The sequence below is a fragment of the Haloferax sp. Atlit-6N genome, from assembly GCF_003383195.1.
Taxonomy (GTDB): domain Archaea; phylum Halobacteriota; class Halobacteria; order Halobacteriales; family Haloferacaceae; genus Haloferax; species Haloferax gibbonsii.
This window is the reverse complement of record NZ_QEQJ01000001.1, coordinates 1,699,158-1,716,604: the sequence shown is the minus strand read 5'-3', so window position 1 is coordinate 1,716,604 and position 17,447 is coordinate 1,699,158. Positions and strand designations below refer to the sequence as shown.

The 17,447-nt window shown below is 67.8% G+C and carries 20 protein-coding genes; 9 read left to right on the top strand and 11 right to left on the bottom strand.

Annotation, left to right across the window (positions count from 1 at the left end; genetic code table 11):
* Positions 1–2 precede the first annotated feature (2 nt).
* The 6 genes from DEQ92_RS08940 to DEQ92_RS08915 form a co-directional block, all read right to left on the bottom strand.
* Positions 3–527 carry a hypothetical protein gene (locus DEQ92_RS08940; protein ID WP_115804341.1) on the bottom strand — a complete coding sequence of 175 codons (525 nt, stop codon included), beginning with the start codon at positions 525–527 and terminating at the stop codon, positions 3–5.
* 135 nt (positions 528–662) lie between these two features.
* Positions 663–1,922, bottom strand: a complete 1,260-nt coding sequence (gene thrC / locus DEQ92_RS08935; protein WP_004974165.1) for a threonine synthase — start codon at positions 1,920–1,922, stop codon at positions 663–665.
* A gap of 96 nt (positions 1,923–2,018) precedes the next feature.
* Positions 2,019–2,390, bottom strand: coding sequence for a helix-turn-helix domain-containing protein (locus DEQ92_RS08930; RefSeq protein WP_004044838.1), 372 nt, complete (start codon positions 2,388–2,390; stop codon positions 2,019–2,021).
* A gap of 78 nt (positions 2,391–2,468) precedes the next feature.
* Positions 2,469–2,708, bottom strand: a complete 240-nt coding sequence (locus tag DEQ92_RS08925) for a hypothetical protein (RefSeq protein ID WP_004974161.1) — start codon at positions 2,706–2,708, stop codon at positions 2,469–2,471.
* Between the two features lie 99 nt (positions 2,709–2,807).
* Positions 2,808–3,500, bottom strand: a complete 693-nt coding sequence (locus DEQ92_RS08920) for a DUF5828 family protein (protein WP_004974159.1) — start codon at positions 3,498–3,500, stop codon at positions 2,808–2,810.
* Between the two features lie 73 nt (positions 3,501–3,573).
* Positions 3,574–3,783, bottom strand: a complete 210-nt coding sequence (locus tag DEQ92_RS08915; RefSeq protein WP_004974158.1) for a hypothetical protein — start codon at positions 3,781–3,783, stop codon at positions 3,574–3,576.
* A gap of 88 nt (positions 3,784–3,871) precedes the next feature.
* Between DEQ92_RS08915 and DEQ92_RS08910 the strand changes: the two genes are divergently transcribed.
* Both DEQ92_RS08910 and DEQ92_RS08905 read left to right on the top strand, forming a co-directional pair.
* Positions 3,872–4,252, top strand: coding sequence for a cupin domain-containing protein (locus DEQ92_RS08910; RefSeq protein ID WP_004974156.1), 381 nt, complete (start codon positions 3,872–3,874; stop codon positions 4,250–4,252).
* A complete protein-coding gene (locus tag DEQ92_RS08905) occupies positions 4,249–4,902 on the top strand; it encodes a hypothetical protein (RefSeq protein ID WP_115820659.1) in 654 nt (217 codons plus the stop codon). The genes DEQ92_RS08910 and DEQ92_RS08905 overlap by 4 nt, the downstream gene beginning before the upstream one ends.
* A 31-nt stretch (positions 4,903–4,933) precedes the next feature.
* On the opposite strand, the gene DEQ92_RS08900 is transcribed toward DEQ92_RS08905, so the two are convergent.
* The 3 genes from DEQ92_RS08900 to DEQ92_RS08890 form a co-directional block, all read right to left on the bottom strand.
* Positions 4,934–6,751, bottom strand: coding sequence for a carbon starvation protein A (locus DEQ92_RS08900; RefSeq protein WP_004974150.1), 1,818 nt, complete (start codon positions 6,749–6,751; stop codon positions 4,934–4,936).
* A 134-nt stretch (positions 6,752–6,885) separates the two neighbouring features.
* Entirely contained in the window at positions 6,886–7,851 is a 966-nt protein-coding gene (locus DEQ92_RS08895; protein ID WP_004974149.1) for a TRC40/GET3/ArsA family transport-energizing ATPase, read from the bottom strand.
* A 1-nt stretch (position 7,852) separates the two neighbouring features.
* Positions 7,853–8,149 (bottom strand): hypothetical protein, encoded by a 297-nt coding sequence (locus DEQ92_RS08890; RefSeq protein WP_004968702.1) that lies wholly within the window; start codon positions 8,147–8,149, stop codon positions 7,853–7,855.
* 101 nt (positions 8,150–8,250) lie between these two features.
* Here DEQ92_RS08890 and DEQ92_RS08885 point away from each other — a divergent pair, with 101 nt between their 5' ends.
* The 7 genes from DEQ92_RS08885 to DEQ92_RS08855 all read left to right on the top strand — a co-directional run bounded on the left by DEQ92_RS08885 (position 8,251) and on the right by DEQ92_RS08855 (position 15,832).
* Complete coding sequence (locus DEQ92_RS08885) at positions 8,251–9,573, top strand: GTP-binding protein (RefSeq protein ID WP_004974148.1); 1,323 nt, start codon at positions 8,251–8,253, stop codon at positions 9,571–9,573.
* A complete protein-coding gene (locus DEQ92_RS08880; protein WP_004974147.1) occupies positions 9,570–9,806 on the top strand; it encodes a hypothetical protein in 237 nt (78 codons plus the stop codon). Before DEQ92_RS08885 ends, DEQ92_RS08880 begins: the two co-directional genes overlap by 4 nt.
* Before the next feature lie 108 nt (positions 9,807–9,914).
* Positions 9,915–10,595 (top strand): uracil phosphoribosyltransferase, encoded by a 681-nt coding sequence (gene upp / locus DEQ92_RS08875; RefSeq protein WP_004974145.1) that lies wholly within the window; start codon positions 9,915–9,917, stop codon positions 10,593–10,595.
* Positions 10,596–10,726: 131 nt separating this feature from the next.
* Positions 10,727–10,930, top strand: a complete 204-nt coding sequence (locus DEQ92_RS08870; RefSeq protein WP_004974143.1) for a hypothetical protein — start codon at positions 10,727–10,729, stop codon at positions 10,928–10,930.
* A 450-nt stretch (positions 10,931–11,380) separates the two neighbouring features.
* The gene (locus DEQ92_RS08865; RefSeq protein ID WP_004974141.1) at positions 11,381–12,409 is read left to right on the top strand and encodes a TAXI family TRAP transporter solute-binding subunit; all 1,029 of its coding nucleotides are present in this window, start codon (positions 11,381–11,383) and stop codon (positions 12,407–12,409) included.
* 51 nt (positions 12,410–12,460) lie between these two features.
* The gene (locus DEQ92_RS08860) at positions 12,461–12,946 is read left to right on the top strand and encodes a DUF1850 domain-containing protein (RefSeq protein ID WP_049905033.1); all 486 of its coding nucleotides are present in this window, start codon (positions 12,461–12,463) and stop codon (positions 12,944–12,946) included.
* A 6-nt stretch (positions 12,947–12,952) separates the two neighbouring features.
* Positions 12,953–15,832 carry a TRAP transporter fused permease subunit gene (locus tag DEQ92_RS08855; RefSeq protein WP_115820658.1) on the top strand — a complete coding sequence of 960 codons (2,880 nt, stop codon included), beginning with the start codon at positions 12,953–12,955 and terminating at the stop codon, positions 15,830–15,832.
* Between the two features lie 24 nt (positions 15,833–15,856).
* On the opposite strand, the gene DEQ92_RS08850 is transcribed toward DEQ92_RS08855, so the two are convergent.
* Together DEQ92_RS08850 and DEQ92_RS08845 are read right to left on the bottom strand one after the other, a co-directional pair.
* Positions 15,857–16,489 (bottom strand): YigZ family protein, encoded by a 633-nt coding sequence (locus DEQ92_RS08850; protein WP_004974131.1) that lies wholly within the window; start codon positions 16,487–16,489, stop codon positions 15,857–15,859.
* 323 nt (positions 16,490–16,812) lie between these two features.
* Complete coding sequence (locus DEQ92_RS08845; RefSeq protein WP_004974129.1) at positions 16,813–17,316, bottom strand: ACT domain-containing protein; 504 nt, start codon at positions 17,314–17,316, stop codon at positions 16,813–16,815.
* Between the last annotated feature and the right edge of the window lie 131 nt (positions 17,317–17,447).

Sequence of the window (17,447 nt, the reverse complement as noted above, 5' to 3'; positions counted from 1 at the left end):
GACTACCGTCGGCCGAGCGCCGACGCGACCCGGTCGACCACGCGGTCGGCGACCGCCCGGACCGCGGCGACCGCGTTCGATTCCGAGCCCGAGCGACGGGACCGGTCGGTCCGCCGACCCGAGCGGCCGTGCGTCCGCTGCCGACCGCGACTCCGGCTCTCGGCTAACAGTCGTTCGTAGCGGTCGATTATCTCCTGTCGGTCCGCGTCGGCGCTGTCGAGACGGGCGTTGAGTCGGGCGTTGGCGCGACGGAGCGCCTCGTTCTCGCGTTGGAGGGCGTCTCGACCGCGAGCGTCGCCCGCGGGTGACTGGCGGTGACCGCGGGGTGGAGCGGACGTGGACGCGGGTGACGACGCGCGTGCGGGTGAAGACGCGGACGAGGCCGAAGACGCGGGTGCGGACGAGGCCGCGGGTGCGGACGAGGCCGCGGCGGTGGACGACCCTCGCTCGGGCTCGTCCGGCGGGTACGTTCTCGACCCGGCCCCGTCCCGACTGACGGTTCCGGTCGGCATACTGCTGAGCGACATCGTGTGCCACGACGTACCACAGAATGAAAAGGATGCGTCAGACGCGCACCCGACGCGCGTCATCGTCCGCGGTCAGACGGCTCCGCCCGCCGATATTCGCGACCGCCGGCGACGGTCGGACCGGACCGGTCGCGCCTACTCGGCGAGGTGTTCGAGGACCGCTTCGGTGTCGTTCGGGACGGGTTCGGGGTCGTCGCCCGCCTCGAACGCCGCGTCGGGGTCCTTCAGCAGGTGGCCCGTCGTGAGACAGACGACCTGTTCGTCCTCGGAGACGACGCCCTCGGCGCGGAGTTTGCGGAGGCCGGCGACGGAGGCGGCGGAGGCGGGTTCGACGCCGACGCCCTCACCCGCGAGATCGCGCTGCGCCTCGGTGATTTCCTCGTCGGAGACGGCGACGGCCGTGCCGTCCGTCTCGCGGATGCCGGGGAGCGCCTTCGGCGCGTTGACCGGGTTGCCGATGCGGATAGCGGTCGCGCGCGTCTCGACCTCGTCCCAGCGGCGGGTCTCGTCCCAGCCGTTCTCGATAGCCTCGACCATCGGGGCCGCGCCCTCGGCCTGCACGCCGGTCAGTTTCGGCACGTCGTCGACGTCGAGCGCGCCCGACTGGACGAGTTCCCGGAACGCCTTGTAGAGCGCGGAGGTGTTGCCCGCGTTGCCGACGGGGAGGACGATGCGGTCCGGGTAGGTGCCGTAGTCCTCGTGGAACTCCTCTAAGATTTCGAGGCCGATGGTCTTCTGGCCCTCCAGGCGGAAGGGGTTCAGGGAGTTGAGGAGGTACGCCTCGCCGCGGGCGGCGAGGTCCTGTACGATGTCCAGACAGGAATCGAAGTTGCCGTCGACTTCGAGGATGCGCGCGTCGTGGAGCGACGCCTGCGCGATTTTCCCGGCGGCGACCTTGCCGGCGGGGAGGAGCACGAGCGTCTCCATCCCGCCGCGCGCGCCGTAGGCGGCGAGCGCGGCCGAGGTGTTCCCGGTCGAGGCGCAGGCGAGGCGGCCGACGCCGAGTTCCTTCGCCACGCGGACGCCGACGGTCATGCCGCGGTCCTTGAACGAGCCGGTGGGGTTCATCCCCTCGTGTTTGACGCGGAGGGTCTCGACGCCGACGTCGGCTTCGAGGCGGGGTACTTCGTGCAGGGGCGTCGCGCCCTCGGGGAGCGAGACGCCCTCCTCGAAGGGGAGCGCGGCGTTGTAGCGCCAGACGCCGCGGCCCTCGAAGTCGTCCCACGTCGGCGGGGACGCGTAGCGGACCTCGAGGAGGCCGTCGCAGTCGTCGCAGGTGTACCGAACGTCCTCGAACGGCGCGAACTGCGCGCCGCACGCGATACATTCGAGCCAGGTGCCGTCGTCGGCGACGGATGGCTCCTCGGGGGCGGGTGCCGTGAGTTCGAGGCTCATTGCTCGGGCGGTGGCACCAGAGGGACAAAAGCGGGCGGGTTTGGGCGGCACCTGCCGGGCGACGACCTCGTCGGGAACGCGGTCGGTCGGGGAGGGTTACGACTCGCCGAAGGCGTCGATGCGGGCGTGCACGTCTTCGGCCCACTCGTCGAGCGCGGCGTGCATCATCTCCTTGGCCTCGGGGAGCGGGGTCGCCGTGTACTGGTAGACGTAGCCGCCGGGGTCGAGCAGGCGGCGCTTGCGCTCGGTGAGTCCCTTGTCGAGGAGCGTCGTCAGCGAGCGGTTGACGTTGCTCCGGTCGCGGTCGAGCACCTCCGCGAGTTCGGCGACGGTGCTGCCGGGGTTGTCGAGTAGTGCGAGGTACGTCCGGCTCTCGTGGCTCTGGATGCCGAAGACGCACGCGAGGACCTGTCCGAAGTTCGGGTCCTCGGTCTCCATCAGTTCGCCCATGTCCGGTGCGTCGGCCATGCACACCTGTTCGCCGTGCGCCGGATTAAACCCTCACCTACAGGCGAGCGAGCGGTCGTCCCGGACGGGACGCCGCGGCTACTCCGATTTCGCGTAGCCCATCTTCAGCACGCAGTCCCGCATGCCGTCTTCGTCGTCGTGTTTGTGGAGCGTCGTCGGCGTGTCGCAGTAAAAGACCGTCCCGTCGTGTCGGAGCGTCACCTCGTGGATACCGCCGAGCATCTCCGCCTGGACGACGACGCGGCGGCCCTCGCGGAGCGCGTCGAGGATTTCGTCTGCGGTCAGTTCGCCGGACTCGACTCGAAGCGGCTCGGGCATACCGGAGGGTCGCGGGCGAACGGTATCAGTATTGTCGATGACGGCGGACGCCGACGACGGCGACCGCGCTCGACGAGTCGAAGCAGCGCGGGACGTGCGTCAGTTCGTCGTGGACTTGGACCGCTGTTCGTCGTCCGTCACCGGCACCTCCACGCCCTCGACGACCTCCGCGACCTCGGTCTCTTTCGGCGTGTCGATGTGCCAGCGGTCGATTTCGTCCTCGAAGTCCCGCAGCGTCTCCGACACCATCGACTTCAGTTCGTCGTCGTTGACGTTCACCTCGAAGACGAACCGCTCGTCGCCGGTGCCGCGACCGACCTGCTGGATGTTCGCGCTCACGAGTTCGTTGTCGAAGTAGTACGGTGCCAACTGGGTCATCACGTTGCGGTAGACCGTGTCCTCGACCTTCCGCAGCGCCTTCCGGCCGGCGGAGTCCGCCGCGCGGGCGACGTAGTTGATGGAGTCCTGCCACGACTCGACGGCCCCCTCGTTGTCGCCCTCCTCGACGCGCTCGTAGGACCGAGAGAGCTTCTCGCCCGCCGTCTTGAGGTCGTCGTTGGGCGTCTTGCCCGCCTTCTCGCCCTCGCCCTCGCCGACGCTGGCCTGCTGGGCCGTCTTCTCGTTGACGTCCTCGCCGAGGCGCTCGTGGGACTTCGGTCGCCACTCGTCCCAGTCGTCGAAGGCGGCGCCGTCGACGTCGGCGTCGCGGAGCGCTCGGGTGATTCGCTCCCCGTGTTCGACGACCTCGTCCCAGGTGCCGCGGCGCTTGAACCCGGAGATGCTCTCTTCCATTGTCGTTGACGGGTGTACGTGCCAGACGGTATAAACTCTACGAGGGGACAGGTTCGCACACCCATGGGAACGCCTAGCGGTCGCGGTAGACGAACCGCTCGGCGGCCGCGTCGAGGCGGGCCGACACCCGACCGAGCCACGCCGCCGGCGACGCGAGTCGGAGCGCCGACTCATCGAGTTCGATTCGGTCGTCGCCGAGCGGGTCGCGGTCCTCGCTCGCGGTGGCGTCCACGACGGTGGTCATCGAACACCGACCGCAGGCCTCGCGGGACGAGTCTGCCATGCGCCGCGGTTCGGAACCTTCACGAATAAATCTTGGTTTTCGGACGGGTCGCGACGGGCTTATACGGTCGAACGTGTTGCTCCGTCTCATGGGATATCGCGTCGTGGACGCAACCGCCGTCGAACCCGCCGACGACCGCCCGTGCGAACTCCGCCGCATCGGCGGCGAGGGCGGCTTGGAGACCGTCGCGCTCAACCGCTTCCGGGCCGCCCCCGGCGAGCAGGTGCCGCTTTCGTACCACTACCACACCGAACAGGAAGAGGCGTTCTACGTCCTCTCGGGCACGCTGTTCGTCGAGACGCCCGACGAGACGTTCGAAGTCGGCGCTGACGGCCTGTTCGTCGCCGACCCCGAGAGCCCCCACCGGGCGTACAACCCCGAGGAAGCCGACGAGCCGGTCGAACTGCTCGCGCTCGGCTCGCCGGCCGTGTCGGGCGACGCGGTGGTCTACGACCCCGACGAGGAATGAAGCGCGCCGAGCCCGAGGACGCCGAGGGAGCCGGAACGTCGGGGGAGTCGACCGAGGCTAACGCGTCGGCTCCGGGTCCGGCCCTCGACCGCCCCGAGTGGGACGACGAGTACCTCGACCGGGTCGCCGAACGGCTCATGTACAACTACGACTTGGAGCGGGAGCACGCCGTCCGCGGCGAGCGGTTCGACCTGTTCGGCTCGATGCGCATGGAGAGCCAAAAGCAGTTCCTCCATCAGTCTATCAACTACGCCAACCACCACGCGATGGAGTACATGTTCGCGCGGCGGGTCGAGTCGGCGACGGTCGCCGAACTCGAACGGCTCGTCGAACTGGGCCACGCGCTCGCCGACGAGTGGATAGAACCCGACGAGGAACACTACGGGACGGACTTCACCTTCGTGGTCGTCGCCGACGCGGTGTCGGACGAGGTCCGGTCGTTCGTTTCCGACTTCGCGGACCGGACGCTCCTGAAGTTCGGCTACTACGGCCACTACGAGGTGAACCTCGCCGTCGTCGCGCCGACCAACGAGGACGCCGTCGCCAGCCGGAACGCCGACTCGGTCGCCGCGTTCACGCTCTGGAGCGACGGCTCGCCGGCCGTCTCCGGCGGACTGTTAGGTCGGCTCCTCGGGAAGTTGCGTCGATAAGAGAAAACGGAGTGGTCGCGCGGCCGGCGCGTCAGTCGTCGCTCGGCTGCGGACGACCGCCGCCACCGCCGCCCGAACTCCGGGCGTCTTTGATGTTGTCGTAGCCGATTTTCGCCAGCGACAGCGCGAGGTAGACGAGCACCAGCGCGAGGACGATTTGGACGGCCGCCGACACCATCGCGAAGGTGCCCGCCGAGGCCATCCACTCGGCGTTCAGGAACTTCGCGTAGAGGTTGTCGTGGAACGCGAGCCAGAGCAGACCCAGCGACGTGATCGTCGTCATGAGGGCCATCGGTAGCCCCGTGCTGAGGAGCTGCTTGGAGTCGTCCCAGTTAGCCAGCCAGACGGTCGCGGTCAGGAGCGCCAGCGCGGCGAGCAACTGGTTCGCGCCGCCGAACAGCTGCCAGAGCGTCAGCCACGAGCCGCTCGTGATGAGGATGTACGCCGGCAGCGACTGCACGAACGCGTTGCCGTAGCGGTTGGTCGCGAACTCCTCGACCGGCGTCTCGGGCGTCCCGACGATTTCCTCCATCATGTAGCGACCGAGACGCACGGCCGTGTCGGTCGACGTGAGCAGGAAGCTCACGAGCACGAGGGCCATGAACGGCCCGCCGAAGGAAGTCGGGATGCCGAAGCTCGACAGGATGACGCCGCCGCCCGCGGCGAACGTCGGCAGCGCGAGGCCGATGCCGCCGCCCACGTCGGGCGCGATGATGGCGACCGTCGCCAGCGCGACGGTGGCGAGGAGTCCCTCGCCGAGCATTCCGCCGTAGCCGATGACGCGCGCGTCGGACTCCTTGTTCAGCTGCTTCGAGGTCGTGCCCGACGAGACGAGCGAGTGGAACCCGCTGATGGTCCCGCAGGCGATAGTGATGAACAGGAGCGGGAACAGCGGCGCGCCGGAGCGGCCGATGAACCCGTAGTACGGTTCGAGGTTCGTCACGAGCGGCTGAGTCGGGTTCGTGAAGAACGTGCCCACGACGATGGCGACGAGCGCGCCGCCGACGCCCGCGTACAGCAGGAACGACGAGAGGTAGTCGCGCGGTTGCAGGAGCACCCAGACCGGGAGGGCGCTGGCGACCGCCCCGTAGACGAGGATGAGCGGCACCCACGCCGCGGTGTTCCCGTTGAACGAACTCGCACCGGGGAGCCACGCGCCGGAGCCGGAGAACAGGACGAACGTCTCGGCGGGCGCGCGGGCCGCGGGTTCGAACAGCGCAATCGGGTACTGAATCCCCGCGTAGACGCCGACGAACATCGCCACGACGAAGGCGAACGTCCCCAGCAGGAACGGGAGGTTCAGTTGGTAGAGGTAGATGCCGAACAGCACCGCGAGGACGATGTACACCAGACTCGCCGTGGCGGCCTCCGGATAGGCGTTGAACACGATGGCCACCACGAGGGCGAACACCGCGACGACGAGGACGATGGTGAGAAACGCGAACCACAACAGCATGTTCTTGCCGCGCTCGCCGACGTACTCGCCGATGATGTAGCCGATGGACTTCCCGTCGTGTCGCAGACTGCTCGACAGCGACACGAAGTCGTGAACGCTCCCGAGAAGCGGGTTGCCGATGGCGATCCACGCGAGCGCGGGGACCCAGCCCCACACCACGCCCGCCGTAATCGGACCGACAATCGGCGCGCCGCCTGCGATGCTCGAATAGTGATGCCCCAGTAACACCGGCTTTTTCGCCGGAACGTATTCTTGACCGTCTTCGTACTTGTGCGCTGGCGTCTCACGACTGTCGTCGAGTTCGACGAACTGCGCGAGATATCGGGAGTAACCGAGATACCCGACGGTAAACAACGCGAGTACCGTGACGACCAACCAAATGACTTGTACCATGGTACGCTGCCCCATTCGGTGACACGAAAATGCTCACCTTAACGTTAACGATAGATAGGAATGTATCGTGTTCGAACGACACGTTCAATCGGCGGAGTAGCCGAAAATTCTCACCGCGCGGTCGGTTTACCGGCTCACTGAACGTCGGGTGCGGTGTCGACGTCGAGTTCGGCGGCGACCTCGCCGAGGAAGTCGCCTTTGACCTCGGCGACCCGCGTCTCGACCGCGGCGACGAGCGGCGGTGAAAAATTCTCGCGGAGGTCGTCGAGGCGCGCTCGCTCTGTCTTGACTCGCTCGCGCAAGAACGTCGCGCCCCGCCCGGACTCCTCGGGGTCGGGTTCGGGCGTGAGGCGGTTGACCGCGAGGCCGCGCACGTCGAGGCCGTAGTCGTCGAGTTGGTCGATGGCGCGCTCGGTCTCCCGGAGCGAGAGTTCGTCGGGGTTCACGACGAGGAAGAACGCGGCGTCGTCCCGAAGCGTCTCCTTGGCGAACGAGAAGTCGTCGCGGCGCTGTTCGAGGCGGGCGATGATGGGGTCGCCGTCCATCATCCGCCGGGGTTCGTTGTTGCCGATGGCCGCGCGCTCGAACAGTTTGACCGACTCCTTTCGCTTGTGGAGGAGCCGCTGAATCCAGCCGTCGAGGTACTCCGGCAGCGAGAGCAGTCGGAGCGTCCCGCCGGTCGGCGAGGTGTCGAAGACGACCCGGTCGTAGTCGTCCGCGGAGCGCATCACGTCGATGAAGCGGTCGAACAGCGCCGACTCGTACGCGCCGGGCGTCTGGTGGGCCATCTCTATCTGCCGGTCGATTTCGTTGACCATCGCGGGGCTGACCTGGTCGCCCATCGCCCGCTTGGTCTCCATGAGGTGCTCGCGGACCTCGGTCTCGGGGTCGATTTCCATCGCGTCGAGGTTGGGCTCACCGGCGACGGCCGCGGGCTCGTCGGTGAACGACTGGTCGAACACGTCGCTCGTGCTGTGGGCCGGGTCGGTCGAGACGAGGAGCGTCCGGACGCCGTCGCGGGCGCACTTGACCGCGTAGGCGCTCGACATCGTCGTCTTGCCCACGCCGCCTTTGCCGCCGAAGAAGACGAATTTGCGCATGTTAGAAGTGGTACTGGTGACCCTTGCGTTCGAGGAGCGACCCGCGGTCCCACATCCGCCGCTCCCACGCCTCGAACTCGTCTTCGAGGTACGGAAGCAGCTCGGCGGTGTAGTACGAGATCGGCGAGGGGATGCCGAACGCGTCGGGGAAGCACGCGAGCATGAACGCGTCCTCGTCGTCCTCGGCCTGCTTTTCTATCTTCTCGTAGGCGGGGTGCGAAATCATCCCGTGGTAGAGGCCGCGGAGCCACTCTTCGACGAGTTCGCGAAAGGATTCGATGCGCGCGGCGAGCGTCATCAGTTTACACACTCACCCGCTTTCGGACAAAAGGGTATCGTTCACGAACGTCCGCATGGGTTACCTGCGCTTTCATATGTGCGGCCCCGGTAGGCCCGCCCATGAACGCGGGGGAGACGATTCCGGTGACGGTGCTCGGCGGGAGCCTCGGGGCGGGCAAGACGACGCTTCTCAACCACCTGTTGACACACGCCGGCGACCGGGACATCGCCGTGCTCGTCAACGACATGGGTTCCGTGAACGTCGACGCCGAACTCGTCGCCGAGGAGTCCGACCTCGCGGTCGGCGACGGCGTGACCGAACTCTCGAACGGCTGTATCTGCTGCGAGCTACAGGACGACCTCGAAACCGCGGTCGTCCGCCTCGCGCGCGAGCGGTCGTTCGACCACCTCGTCGTCGAGGCCTCGGGCGTCTCGGAGCCCGGCCCGGTCGCCCGGCTGTTCGTCGCCTCGCGGGCGGCCGCCCGCTACGACGTGGCCGGCCTCGCGACGGTCGTCGACGCCAGACTCTTCGCGGACACCTTCGGCGACGGCGACCCCGACCGGACCGTGGCCGAGGAGGGAGACGGCTCGGTGCGCCCCCTCTCGGACCTCCTCGTCGAGCAGGTCGAGAGCGCCGACCTCGTCGTCCTCAACAAGCGCGACCTCGTCTCCGACGCGGAACTCGCCGCGGTCCGCGACGCGGTCGAGGCGCTCCGTCCCGGCGCGACCGTGGTGGAGACGACCCGCGGCGACGTGGACGCGGACCTGCTCCTCTCTGACCTCCACGACCCCGACGCGCCCGTCGGCTGGCGGGCGGCGTTGGAAAATGATACGGGAGGAGACGAGAGCGACCGAGACGGCCACGGCGGCCACGGCGACCACGACCACAGCGACCACAGCGACCACGACCACGGCGGCTACGGCGACCACGACCACGACGACACCACACACGCGGAAGCGACCTACGGCGTCACCTCGTTCGTCTACCGCCGCCGGGCGCCGCTCGACCCCGAGGGTGCGGCCGCTGTCCTCGGTGACCTCCCCGACTCGGTCGTCCGGGCGAAAGGCTCGCTGTGGGTCGCCGGGGCCGAGGACGTACACTTCACCTACAGTCAGGCCGGCCCGTCGGCGTACGTCGCCGCCGCCGGCCCGTGGGTCGCCTCGCGCCCCGAGTTCGAACAGGACACCTACCGCCGCAATCACCCCGAACTCGACTGGCACGACGACCACGGCGACAGGCGGACCGAACTGGTGTTCATCGGCCGCGGGATGGACGAAGACGCGCTCGCGGCCGCGCTCGACGCCCACCTGCTCGACCCCGGCGCGTCCGCGGACGCCGGCGACTTCCCGACCGACCCCGGCGAGGAAGTCGCGCTCGCGGAGCCGACCCGGGAGCGCGAGTCGGTGCCGACCACGGGCGCGGCCTCGGAGGGCGGGCGATGAGCGGCGAAGCCGAAGGGGCCGGGAGCGACGACGAGGGGCGCGGAGCCGACGAGATAGAGTGGGGCGAGGGCGACCCGCGGGTGCTGTTCGTCATGAACCTCGTCCTCTCGACGGCGTTCGCGGCGGTCGTCGTCTACGGCCTGTCGTACCTCGACCTCGCGGCCTTCTCGGTCGTCAACGTCGCGTCCGCGGCGCTCGTGCTCACGGCCGTCACGTACCTCGTGACGAACTGAAACCGCGGGATGCGCCGCCGAACCATTCTACGCGTGAACTACCCGCAGGGCACCGCTGGCGGCCGATAGCCGCATTTATGTCCTTCGGGAAACCGCCTTCTCAGTAAGATGCCCATCGAAGACCGAGACGACGCGTACCTCATCACGCACGCGCTGGCGAAGGACACGCTCTCGCGCCTCCGGGACGTGGAGACGACGCAGGTCGCCTTCCGGAAAGGCCTCGTCAAACTCGGCCGCATCTGTGGCTACGAGATAATCGACGGCGCGATGGAGACCGAGTACGTCACCATCCAGACCCCGCTGGCCGAGACGACCGGCGAGCACGTGAAAGGGCTCGACAACGTCGTCATCATCAACGTGCTCCGCGCCGCGACGCCGTTCGTGGAGGGACTGCTCAAGGCGTTCCCGCGGGCGAAGCAGGGAGTCATCTCCGCCGGCCGCGACGAGGAGGCGGGGATGGACGACGACGGCGGCTTCCCCATCACCATCGACTACGTGAAGCTCCCCGAAATCACGGAGAAAGACACGGTCATCGTGGCCGACCCGATGCTCGCGACCGGTTCGACGATGTGCTCGGTCCTCGACCACATCCTCGAGAACGCGGGCGTCGACCCCGAGAAGCTGTTCGTCCTCTCTGCCGTCTCCGCGCCCGACGGTCTGCTCCGCGTCGACAGCGAGTTCCCCGAGGTCGACCTGCTGACGGTCTCCATCGACGACTACCTCGACGACGACGGCTACATCGTCCCCGGGCTGGGCGACGCCGGCGACCGGGCGTTCCGCACGACGTAGCTCGGTCTCCTCGCACCGCGGCTCGCGGGCGGGACGTCCCGGCCGCCGACCCGAATTCGGGTAACGACTAAGTTACCGCCCGCGCACCTCCGACGCATGGACGAACCTCGCGCCACCGGAGGAACCCGACGATGAGCGACCCGTGCGACGGCTGCGGGCGGGCGGTCGAAGACGCCCTCGCCCGCGCGGTCCAGTTGCAGGTCGACGGCTCGACCGTGGACGACCAGCGACTCTGTCCGACCTGTTTCGCCGACTGGATAACCCGGTACGAAGAACAGATGTCGCCCAAGCAGTCGTCGGACGACTCGACGGACTCCGAGATAATCGTCGACTGACGACCGCGGGCGCGAGCGCACTCCCCTGAACGCCGTCCGAACCCCCTCTTTTCGGGTCGAAAGTCGCCCGCCGGCGGCCGACTGTAGTTCGAGTCGAACGTCCCGAACCGTACCCCCGTAGACTACTGTGAGAGACGTTTGCACGGGGTGCATCGGGGTCGGCACCCAACTCGCCGAACCCCTTCGTTTCGGGTCGAAGTCCGCCGCGAACTCCGGAGTCGGACGGAACAGAGAAACGAGAAACCGACAGCGGTGGGCACGCGGGTCGAAGTGAAATCAGAACCGCGGAGGATTGTATTTCTCTCCAGAAGGGCGGGTTCAGGTATGTGTATCGTTGGCGAATTAATATTCTAACATTGATAAGAATTTACTACAATTAGTGTGTAAATAGAGATATGTTGGCCGTTGACATGAACAGCCATAAATACGTATCGTGACGAATAGTGATGTATGACTCGGAAGCTTGACCGCCGACAGTTTATCGCTGCGACAGGTGCCGTCGGTCTGGCCGGCCTCGCCGGCTGTTCCGGTGGCGGCGGCGAAGAGACGACGACGACGACCGAATCCGGTGGCGAAGATACCACCACCGCCGAGGAGACGACGACCGAATCCGGCGGTAACGGCGGCACCGAGAGCCGACTCTCGTGGCACGCCGGCGGGACGGGCGGCACGTACTACCCCCTCTCGAACGAGTTCAAGTCCGTCATCGAGGGACAGACCGACTTCACGATTCAGGTGCAGTCCACCGGCGCGTCCGTCGAGAACGTCGGCAGCCTCGCCCGCGGCGACGCGGACTTCGCGCTGATTCAGAACGACGTCGCCTACTTCGCCCGCAACGGCGAGGGCATCGAGGCGTTCCAGGGTAGCCCCGTCGAGAACCTCCGCGGCGTCGCCACGCTCTACCCCGAGACGATTCACGTCGTCACGCTCGCCGACACGGGCATCGAGACGCCGTCCGACCTCTCCGGTGCGACCATCAACACCGGCGACCTCGGCTCCGGGACGCAGGTCAACGCGACCCAGATTCTCGAAGCCCTCGGCATCTCGGACTACAGCGAGCAGAACACCGGCTTCTCGCAGGCCTCCGACCAGCTGAAGAACGGCGACATCGACGCCGCGTTCGTCGTCGGCGGCTGGCCGGTCGGCGCTATCGAGGAACTCGCCGCGACCGAGGACGTGCGCATCGTCCCCATCGAGGGCGAGAACCGCACGGCCGTCAAGGACGCCGCGCCGTTCTACGCCGACGACGAGGTTCCGTCGGGCACCTACGGACTGGAGAACCCCGCTCCGACCGTCTCCGTTCAGGCGATGATTGCGACCAACGCCGAACAGCCCGAATCGACCGTCGAATCGGTCACCAGCGCCATCTTCGAGAACGTCGACGAACTCACCATCAAGACGGACTTCATCTCCAAGGAGAGCGCGCAGGACGGCATGTCCATCGAGCTCCACCCCGGCGCGCAGGCCTACTTCGGCTGAGCCCGGGCGCTTCGCTTCGCTTTCGAACAGCGGTTTCCTACCCATCTTTCGATGCTTGATTCGACTCCCACACGTCTCCTCGTCGTAGTCGCGGTGCTGGCGGTCGCCGTCGGCGGGAGCGCCGCCGTTCCGGCCGGACAGGTGCTCGTCGTCGAAGACGCCGAGACCGGCGAGCGACTACAGACGATGCCGGTCGAAGAGAACACGACCGTCGCGCTCGAATACACCCACAGCGTCGAGAAGACGCGCGTCCTCGACGCCTACGCGGTTCAGGACGGCGAACTCGTCATGACCAAGATGGAGTTCAAATCCTACGGCGCGGGGCTGCCCGCTCGGGCGAACGTGACGACCGAAAACGGCTCGTTCGTCTTCGACCCCGAGGGGAGCTACGAGGACCTGTACGTCAAGCCCGGCCGCATCGCCGGCCACAAGCTACACGTCGGTGACCGGACCTACGACCTCGTGGCGCTCTCCGACGCGCGCTCGGTCCGCCTGTACGTCACGCACCGCTCCGTCCTCGACGCCGCCCTCCACTGACCAACGATGAACCGAACACACGACGAGGGTCGACCCGACGACCCCGACGACGAAGACGCCTCCCGGTCCGTCCCGGAGACCGACGCGCTGGCGGCCGACCCGCCGATTCGAACCGACGGCGGCGAGTCGCCCGCTGACGACGACCGCGAGGCAGCGAGTACCGACGAAGAACTATCCGAAGAAGAGGCACAGGAGATGCTGGAGGGCATCGACCGGAAGCGGACGCTCTCGGGGTGGGCGGCGATTCTCACGTCGCTCGTCGCCATCTCCTTTTCCGTCTTCCAGTCGTGGCTGGCCGCCCGCGGCTTCGAGTTCGCCGCGACGATACCGCTCGTCGGCGAGGTGTCGCTCGGTTCGCTCCAACTCCTGCAGGTGAACTCGATTCACGTCGCCTTCGCGCTCGTGCTGGCGTTCGTCCTCTTCCCGGCGACGACCGGCCACGGTCGGTTCGCCGCGGCACTCAGTCGCGTCGTTCCGACCCTCGCGTCGAACCTCGGTGAGGACCACCCGGTCACCCGCGGTGCCGCGGGAATCCGCCGGTTCGTCCGATGGCTCGCGATCGACCCGGAGCGCGAGCGCGTGACGCCGCTCGACCTGCTGTTTATCGTGTTCGCCGTCGCCACGGCGGCCTACATGGTGTTCGAGTGGTCCGAGATTCAGCGGCTCCGCGTGTTCGGCCTCGAAGCCGGCCGGACGGTCGCCGAGTACCTCGGCGCGCCGTTCGTCTCGCTGTCCGAGACGCTCGGCCCGCTCGGCTTCCTCGCCGACGCGGTCGTCGCGGCCATCGGCGTCCTCCCCTTCGCGGACGTGTCCTACCCGTTCTTCCTCGGCGCGGTCGGCGTCCTCCTCGTCCTGGAGGCGACCCGCCGCTCGCTCGGGTTCTACCTGATGGTCATCGTCGCCTCGTTCATCGTCTACGCGAGGTTCGGCTACCTCATCTCGCCGTCGATGCCGCTGGTCGGCGTCCTCTCCATCCCCGAGGGGTCGTGGGCGAACATCATCCAGAACCTCTGGTACAACACCGAAAACGGCGTCTTCGGCATCCCGGTCACCGTCTCCGTGCAGTTCATCTACATCTTCATCCTGTTCGGGGCGTTCCTGGAGATGTCGGGGGCCGGCCAGTGGTTCATCGACCTCGCGTACGCCGCGACCGGGACCCGCAAGGGCGGCCCGGCGAAGGCGTCCATCCTCGCGTCCGGCTTCATGGGGACCATTTCGGGCTCTTCCATCGCCAACACGGTGACGACCGGCGCGTTCACCATCCCGCTGATGAAGCGCTCCGGCTACCGCTCCGAGTTCGCCGGGGCCGTCGAGGCCTCCGCGTCCTCCGGCGGGCAGATTCTCCCGCCGGTGATGGGCGCGGCGGCGTTCCTCATGATCGAGTTCATCGGCGTCCCCTTCTCCGACATCATCATCGCGGCGGCCATCCCCGCCGTGGTGTTCTTCTTCGGCGTGTGGGTGATGGTCCACCTCGAAGCGACGCGGGCCGGCATCGGCGGCCTCGACCGCTCCGAGGTCGTCGACCTCGGAAAGCACCTCGTCCGCGGGTGGTTCTACCTCATCCCGCTCGTGTTGCTCATGTACTACCTGCTGGTCGAGCGCCTGACGGTCGCGCGCTCGGCGTGGTTCACGCTCATCGCCATCATGGCGCTCCTGTCCGTCGTCGCGGCGTACAGCGAGCGGACCCGCGTGCCTCTCTTGGGCGCTATCGCGGCGGCGTTCGTCGCGCAACTCGGGTCGTACGTCACCACCGGCGTCGGCGTCATCGACGCGGTCACGGGTGGAAGCGGCGAGCCGCTCGGCGCGACCGCCGCGCTCTTCGCCGCCGCGGGCGACCTCGGCATCATCGCCATCTTCGTCAGCCTCGTCGTGATGCTCGTCCGACCGGCGCTCGACTCGCCGCTGTTGGAGTTCGACGACGCGGTCGACGAGGCGGCCGACAACGTCGCCAACGCCGTCTCGCGGCCGTCGCTGTCCGACCTGAACGTCTTCCGCTACGTGACGTTCATCGGGAAGTCGATGGACTCCGGCGCGCGCACCTCGACCGAGGTCGTCGTCGCCGTCGCCGCCGCGGGCATCATCCCCGGCGTCGTCAGCGCGACCGGCCTCGGCCCGAACCTGACCGCGCTCATCAAGGCGGTCGCCGGCGGCTCTATCGTCCTCCTGTTGCTTTTCACCGCCATCGCCTCCATCATCCTCGGCATGGGCATGCCGACGACGGTGACGTACATCATCCTCGTCTCGCTGCTCGGGCCGGCTATCGCGCAGTCCTCCGACATCCCGCTGCTCGCGGCCCACCTGTTCATCCTCTACTTCGGGGTGATAGCGGACATCACACCGCCGGTGGCGGTCGCGGCGTACGCCGCCTCGGGCATCGCCCGGTCCAATCCGTTCCGGACCGGGACGAAGGCGTTCTCGCTGTCGCTCAACAAGGCCATCGTACCGTTCGCCTTCGCCCTCACCCCGGGCATCCTGCTCCTCCGCGGACGGGGCGAGTCCGCGGCGGTCATCACGTTCGCCGACGTGGCCGAGGTCGGCTACTTCGTTCCCGAGGTGGTCATCCCGGTCGCGGGCGTCTTCATCGGGGTCATCGGACTCGGCGCGACCGTCATCGGCTACCTCTACGGCCGCGTATCGCAGACCGAACGGGCCCTGTTCGCCCTCTCGGCGTTCCTGCTCATGGCCCCGATGCTCCTGTTGAACGCCGCGTTCGACCTCGGGAGCTTCCTCGGACTCGTCGGGACCGTCCCGGACACGGTCGCCGTCGACCTCGCCATGCGCGCGGTCGGTGGGGTGCTGTTCGGCGCGCTCGCCGTGAAGAACCGCCGCGAGACGCGCGAGCGGGCCGCACCGACGCCGCCGGAACAGGTAGAACCGACCAACTGAACCGAAAAGAAGCCCGCGACCGCGCTACTCGATGTCCGCGCGGCCGCTGGTCGCGCTTCTGATGCGGTCGCGGAGGTCCGCCCCGTCCTCGACGGGAACGCGGACCTCGAACGACACGTCGGCCTCGTAGGCGGCTTCGAACTCGACGCCCGCGCTCTCTAGGAGCCCGCGGACGCTCCCCGAATCGTCGTACTCGACGGTCGCGGTGAACCGCTCGTGGGGAATCTCCTCGACGACGCCCGCCGCGTCGAGCGCCTCCTTGACGGCCCGGGAGTACGCGCGGGCGAGGCCGCCGACGCCGAGGTTGGTGCCGCCGTAGTAGCGCGTCACGACGGCGGCGACGTTGCGCACGTCCTGCTGGACGAGAACGTTGAGCGCCGGTTTTCCCGACGAGCCGCTCGGCTCGCCGTCGTCGCTCTGGTACTCGCGGAGCATGACGTTCCCCCCGCCGGGAACCGACGACGAGGCCGACCCGGCGGGCACCCGGTAGGCGGGGACGTTGTGGGTGGCGTCGGGGTGGCGCTCCTCGATTTCGGCGACGAACGCCTCCGCCTCCTCGACCGTCTCCGCGGGGGAGACGTAGCCGATGAACTCCGAGCCGTTGACCTCGAAGCGGGCGTCGGCCCGGCCGGCGACGGTTCGATAGGCGTCGGTCATGCCACCGAGTTGGCGTCGCGGCGTGGAAAAGCGTTCGCACCGGGGCGTCGTCGGCCCGGCCCGGACGGCATGGGGTCGGCGAGGGCCGGCCGAGGGCGACGGGTGTTCGGGCGGGAGACGACGCGCGACTGCTACTGTCCGCAGGCGTCCGCGTACGACGTACACCCGTTTTGGATGCAGACGCCGCAGAGGTGGCGCGTCTCGGAAATCGGCTCACCACAGCACATGCAACTGCGCATGGACACCATGCGAACAGCTACCACGTGAAGTTACAAGAATCTTATTGCTGCGTTGACAGAACATTCGCGAGCCGACGGGGCGGCTCAGGCGATGATGATGCGGCGGACGAATTCGAGGTTCGACAGGTCGTTGAGCAGGTCGCCGGGAATCGGCTCGTCGGTGATGATGTAGAGCTTCGGGTCGTCGGTGAACTCGGGGTCCTCGCTTATCGTCTGGCGAATCGAGATGCCCGCGTCGGCGAGCTTCGAGGTGACGGTGGCGACGATGCCGGGCTCGTCGGCGTCGGCCACCTCGACGGTGAGCACGGAGAGGTTGAGCACCGGCGCGAGGTCCATCAGACTCGGAATCGACGAGATGTTCTGGAAGATTCGCCGAAGCTCCTCGTCGGCGAGGATGGCGTCGGTGGTCGAGTCGACGACTCGCCTGTCCACGTCGGCCTCGCGGGCGATGCCGGTGTTCGGTATCTCGATGCCGCCCGAAACGACCCGTCCCTGGTCGTTGACGGAAAAGCCCCGCTCCAAGAGGAGCCGGATGACGGCCTGCTGGCTCGGGCTGCCCTCGAACTTCTCCATAATCTCGTCGAACATTCGTTGGTCGGGGGATTTGCGGGCGGGTGCATTAAGTGGTACGTCGCCGACGGCGGCTGACTGGAGGCGTCGCGCGGGCGTCGGGTGGACGACGCCGCGGGCAGGCGACCGACGCCGCGGCCGGGGAGTGG